Annotated in this window: 5 protein-coding genes; 4 read left to right on the forward strand and 1 reads right to left on the reverse strand. The window is 69.2% G+C overall.

Annotated elements, in window-relative coordinates:
* Positions 1-622: 622 nt before the first annotated feature.
* The gene (locus AB0H83_RS51605) at positions 623-1,084 is read right to left on the reverse strand and encodes a hypothetical protein (RefSeq protein WP_360111350.1); all 462 of its coding nucleotides are present in this window, start codon (positions 1,082-1,084) and stop codon (positions 623-625) included.
* A gap of 194 nt (positions 1,085-1,278) precedes the next feature.
* Between AB0H83_RS51605 and AB0H83_RS51610 the strand changes: the two genes are divergently transcribed.
* The 4 genes from AB0H83_RS51610 to AB0H83_RS51625 all read left to right on the forward strand — a co-directional run.
* Complete coding sequence (locus AB0H83_RS51610; RefSeq protein WP_360111353.1) at positions 1,279-1,761, forward strand: MarR family winged helix-turn-helix transcriptional regulator; 483 nt, start codon at positions 1,279-1,281, stop codon at positions 1,759-1,761.
* Positions 1,762-1,867: 106 nt separating this feature from the next.
* The gene (locus tag AB0H83_RS51615) at positions 1,868-2,398 is read left to right on the forward strand and encodes a hypothetical protein (RefSeq protein ID WP_360111356.1); all 531 of its coding nucleotides are present in this window, start codon (positions 1,868-1,870) and stop codon (positions 2,396-2,398) included.
* Positions 2,399-2,803: 405 nt separating this feature from the next.
* Positions 2,804-3,007, forward strand: a complete 204-nt coding sequence (locus AB0H83_RS51620; protein WP_360111359.1) for a hypothetical protein — start codon at positions 2,804-2,806, stop codon at positions 3,005-3,007.
* A 49-nt stretch (positions 3,008-3,056) separates the two neighbouring features.
* The coding region (locus AB0H83_RS51625; protein WP_360111362.1) for a hypothetical protein at positions 3,057-3,306 on the forward strand (250 nt) is incomplete at its 3' end.

The raw sequence follows: 3,306 nt of genomic DNA on the forward strand, positions 1-3,306 counted from the left end.
TGCCGAGTACGAGGCACTACACACGATGACCCAGCCGGTCACCGTATCCCCGAAAACCAGCTAACCAACTCTCCATCAAACCCGGGGCTTGACATGGTGTGGGTGCGGGTGGTGAGGCCTGTGGGACTCGACATCCACAAGCACGCGGACCTCACACTCACGGACGAAGCCAGCCGTGCGGTCGCGGCTGTGCTCACGCGCTGCGCCGGCTCGCGCCGCCGACTCCGAGGCTGACAGGACCGGCAGAACCGGAAGGACTGGCAGAACCGGAAGGACCGGCAGAACCGGAAGGACCGGCAGAACCGGAGGGACCGGAAGACCGGCAGAACCGGAGGGACCGGAAGACCGGCAGAACCGGAAGGACCGGAAGACCGGCAGAACTGGAAGGCGGCGCCGGCGTGTGCTCGGCCGTTGGGCCGGCGGCGTTTGGGCGGCGGGCCCCGCTGCAGCGGCTCCTGTCACGCTGGCCTGTCGCACGACCCCGGCGGTTGGGCCCGTCGCACAGCCCCGGTCGCACAGCCCCCGCCGCACGGCCCCCGTTGTACTGGCCCGTCACAGTGGCCGCGGTCCGGGCGGCGCGCGGTGGTGTGTGCACGGCGCTGTCCGCGAGGTGGTGGGTGCGTCAGGTGTCGTAGAGGCCGTCCCAGGGCGGGTCGAAGCCGAGATCGTCGGGCAGGAACTCGGCGTGGTCGGCGTCGTATATGTGGGACTCGTCGACGAGGCCGAACACGTGGCCGTCGACCGTGACGTGGAAGAGCTTGATGGAGATGTCGTCGAACCTGTGGTCAGGCAGTGCCGCGATCCACGTGTCGAGGCGGCGCACGGCCAGGTCGATGGAGGCGCGCTCGTGCTCGCTCGTGCCGGCGAACCAGATGTCTGAGCCGGTGTGCGTGCCGTCGGCGGTGAAGCGGTGCAGCACCGCATACCAGCGTTTGCGCCGGAACCAGTCGGTGTCGCCGCCGGCCGGGGCGTCGTCGAGGGTTGCGGTGACCGAGCCGAAGAACTGACCGCCTGCGTAGTGGCCGATGTGACTGGTGCGGTAATCGGGCTCGTGCGAGATCGGCACGCGCTCTGGGATCGCCATGGCCAGCAGCGTAACCGCGGGGTATGACAGAAAACCGTTGCTCAGGAACCGCTGCAACCCGCCGCCCAGCAACCGCAGTGCAGAGCCGTCGGCGGCGACCGCCGTGCATCGGCAGCTTGAAGCCCGCCGCGATCAACCACGCCAGCCCTGCGATCAATGGTTCACTGAGGTGAAGTGTTCAGTACACTAGCGCTGTGGACAGTCCCGGGCAACCGCCGCAGGGTGCGGCGTTTCTCATCGCGCAGGTCGGCGCACACGCCGCTGGTCGGTTCGCCGAGCGTGTCGAAGCGCTCGGCCTGACGCCGCCGGAGGTGGGGCTGCTGCGCATGATCGCCGGGGAGCCCGGGCGCAGCCAGCAGTCGGTCGCCGCCGACATGGGGGTGGTGCCGAGCCGGGTGGTCGCGATCCTCGACCTGCTCGACCACAAGGGGCTCGTGGAGCGGCGGCCGGGGGTGAGCGACCGGCGCCACCACGCGCTGCACCTCACCGACGACGGCCGGCAGGTGCTCATGGAGATGCGTCAGCTCGCCCGCGCGCACGACGACGACGTCTGCGCCGCGCTCGACCCGCAGGAGCGCGCGCAGCTCGCCGGGCTTCTGCGGCGCATTGCCGACCAGCAGGGCCTCACGCCCGGTGTGCACCCCGGCTACCGCCCGTTAGGCAGGCGGAAGCGCTGAGCGCCGGAGAGCGAAGCGCCGGGAAAACGGAGGACGAAGTGTCGGGAAAAACGGTATACGCCCTGGCTGGACGACCAGCCCGGTGCATCCACTACGGTCTACGACCATGACCGCACCACAGCGCGCCGACTTCACCTCGGCCGGCATGGGAGCCCGCGTCGTCGCCCTCGTCGGTGCTTTGGGCGCGGTGTTCGCCATGAGCATGCCGTGGGCCAGCGAGGACAACACCGGCGTCGCGGAGAGCGGCGAGGTGCTGCTGCTGCGCGGCGGCGTCGAGTGGACCGGCTGGGGCATCTACGGCGCGAGCCGCCTCGACGGGCACCGGCCCGTGTCGCTGACCGTGGCGATGATCCTGATCGCCGGCACGGTGCTGCTCGCGGTCGCCGCCTGGGTGGCGTTCGAGCAGACCCGCCGCCGGTGGCTGCCCCCGGCGACCGCTGCCGCGGCCGCGGTCATGGTGATCGTCAGCTACCCCGGCCTGGAGGGTGTCAACGGCCGCTTCGGCGCCGGTCACATCACGGTGACCGAGTTCGGCGTCGTCGTGTGGCGGCTCGCCGTGACCGCGGTCGTCCTCGGCTCGGCCCGGCTCGCCGTGCTGCAGCAGGCCGCGCGGCCACCGCACCCCGACGCTGCCTGACGTTTTTCGCCGGTACGCCCAAATCCCGCAACACAAAGTAACCGCGGCTCGGCACGACCCGGGGCGGGTGTCATCCGACCGGGCCGGTCGGGTGCCACTCGGTTGCTGACAACCTTGCCGCACCCTGGCGGCTACCTTAAGTGGACCAGCCAATCAGGGCTGGCGGGGAAAGCGATGATCCACCGGGCGTCCTTGGTCGCCAATTGGTCCGGTGGGGAGCCAGTGGCGAAACCGGACCCGTTTTCAGGTGACTACCGCGGGAGAACCGGTGTGCGTATCAACGCGCCCTCAGGCGTATCCATGAGTCGCTGAACCAGCGCATTCTTTTCCTCGCACCAATTCTTCGCCCTCGGGTTGCGAGGGTTTCTCAAGCATGCCGTGCCACGGCGGAAACGGGGGTCTTCCGTGCTGAAGAAAGCAGTGTTCGGCGTCGGGGCCGCGCTCGCCGCGGTGGCGCTGGCGGCCGTGATCTACCTGGCCGCGGCGCACCGTACGCCGGCCGCCGACGCCGGAGTCGTCTCCCGGCCCGCGAGCCGCAGCGAACTGCAGCCGCCGCCGAACCCGGAGCAGCTCAAACCGTCCGAACGCGTCGTCGTCATCAGCGAATAGCGAAGCAAGTCGTCACCGATATACGTACCGCCCAGATTAGGAGAACTGCGTGTTCCGCTCGAAGAAGCAGAAGATCGCCGCCATCGGTGCGACCGCCGCGGCCGTGCTCGTCGGTGTCGGCAGCGCCGCTTTCGGTGCCATTCCGGCCAGCAACACCGGGGTCATCACGGGTTGCCGCGACAAGAACACCAGCGCGCTGCGGGTCATTGAGGTGATCTCAGCAAGAATTGCTGAGGTAGCGGTGCTCGAAGTGGGTGAGGACGAGTGCCGCCCTGACGAATTCGCTGATTCTGGTTGGG

Origin of the sequence: Dactylosporangium sp. NPDC050688 (assembly GCF_040654515.1) — a bacterium.
In the GTDB taxonomy this organism is placed as follows: Bacteria; Actinomycetota; Actinomycetes; order Mycobacteriales; family Micromonosporaceae; genus Dactylosporangium.

Bases quoted from the DNA above. Each gene is read 5' to 3' on its own strand.
- AB0H83_RS51605 (WP_360111350.1), bottom strand. From the start codon at position 1,084: ATGGCGATCCCAGAGCGCGTGCCGATCTCGCACGAGCCCGATTACCGC.
- AB0H83_RS51615 (WP_360111356.1), top strand. From the start codon at position 1,868: ATGACCGCACCACAGCGCGCCGACTTCACCTCGGCCGGCATGGGAGCC.